Genomic DNA, 1,480 nt, shown 5'->3' with positions numbered 1-1,480 from the left:
GTCCCGTCGCCACGGGTGATCGGCTGCCGCGCATCTCAGGCCTCCTCCCCACCGTTCTGCTCCGCGAGCGCCGACTGCGCCGCCGCGATCTCGGCATGGACCCCGGGGCTGTGCTCGGCGAGGTGGCGCAGGACGCTGCTCATCTGGGTGCCGACGTTGACGAACGCGGTCGTCTTGCCCTGGAAGTTGACGTCCTCGACGCGCCGCGCCCCGCGGTGCAGCGCCACCACCTGCCAGTCGTCGGTGAAGACGGGCGATCCGGAGGAACCGCCGCGGGTGTCGGTGAAATAGCGGATGTCCTGCTCGTCGGCCTCGTAGACCAGGTTGTTGCGCAGGGCCACCCGCTTGGGCTGACCACCGGGGTGCTGGATGATGTTGACGGCCACCGGCTGGTCCCGGTTCACGGTCAGCGGCTCGGTCGCGACCCGCAGCGCCGGGCGCGGGGGCTGGGCGGCGGTGAGCCGCAGGACGGCGTAGTCGAGCCGTTCGTCCCAGGCGACCAGGTCGCTGGCGGCCACCTCCTCGGTCTCCGTCCCGTCGGCCCCATAGTCGAAGCGGGAACGGGAGTTCTGCGCCTGCAGCAGGAGGTCCGCCGGGTCCACGATGCCGCGCTCGGTGGCGCTGCGGGTGCGGGCGTTGACCACGTGGTGGTTGGTGACGAGCAGGTCCGGGGCGATGAGCCAGCCGGTCCCCGCGTGGGGGAAGCCGTTGGGCTGCAGCGGGGCGCCTGCCCGGTACGGGAGGACCTTGATCCGGGCGACCGAGGTGCCCGCGTGGTCACCGCCGCGCAGGAACTCGAAGGGGACCGTGTCGTCCCAGTTGATGATCTCTTCCTTCGTCTCCCCCGCGAGCGGCCCGGCCGGTACGTCGGGCTCGCCGGCCGCCTCCCGCGCCACCTTGTCCAGCGCCTGCTGGAAGACGGCGAGCGGTCCCGCCTCGGCGGTCTGGGAGATCGCGTTGCGCAGCCAGACGTCCAGCGGCACCGAGCCGTCGACCAGCCGCTCCACGTGGTTCATCTCGTTCAGGTCCGAGCGCACCTGCCTGCCGGGAGCCGCCACGAGAGGCAGCGTGCCCCGGTACCGGGGCAGGATGCCGTCGAGCAGCAGCGGCCGGACCGAGGGGTCGGCCAGTCCGGCCTCCAGGGCGGCGTCGGTCAGGCCGACGATGTCCTCGATCGGGAGGTAGGCGTGTTCGCTCATGGTCGGTCAGGCCGCTCGCGGGCCGTTCCTTTCGGCCGACGGGGGTGGTGCCGGCGTGGGCTGGGCCGGACAGCCCGAGTCCATGGCGGTGGCCACGCCCGAGAGGAGTTCCCCGCTCTGGTCGCGCAGGACGAGCAGCCGCCGGGCGATCCGGTCGAGGCTGCCGCGACTGCGCGCCTCGCGCAGGGCATGCGCCGGTTCCGGCTGGTGCACCGGCTGGTCGCCACCGGCTGCGTTCCCCAGGATCTTCCCGACGGTGTGGCGCAGCGCGGGCTGGCGGG

At 73.0% G+C, this 1,480-nt stretch carries 2 protein-coding genes; both read right to left on the bottom strand.

The window, feature by feature from the left end:
• Nucleotides 1-35: 35 nt before the first annotated feature.
• The gene (locus tag AB0B01_RS30725) at nucleotides 36-1,199 is read right to left on the bottom strand and encodes a trypsin-like peptidase domain-containing protein (protein WP_361726237.1); all 1,164 of its coding nucleotides are present in this window, start codon (nucleotides 1,197-1,199) and stop codon (nucleotides 36-38) included.
• A 6-nt stretch (nucleotides 1,200-1,205) separates the two neighbouring features.
• Nucleotides 1,206-1,480 (bottom strand): hypothetical protein (locus tag AB0B01_RS30720; protein WP_361726234.1); only part of this gene is annotated, 275 nt, incomplete at its 5' end.

Source organism: Streptomyces sp. NPDC044571 (genome assembly GCF_040647115.1).
Lineage (GTDB): Bacteria > Actinomycetota > Actinomycetes > Streptomycetales > Streptomycetaceae > Streptomyces.
The sequence above is the reverse complement of the archived record's forward strand: the minus strand, read 5'-3'. Positions and strand labels throughout refer to the sequence as shown.

Coding starts and splice junctions, on each gene's coding strand:
- AB0B01_RS30725 (WP_361726237.1), bottom strand. CDS start 1,199: ATGAGCGAACACGCCTACCTCCCGATCGAGGACATCGTCGGCCTGACC.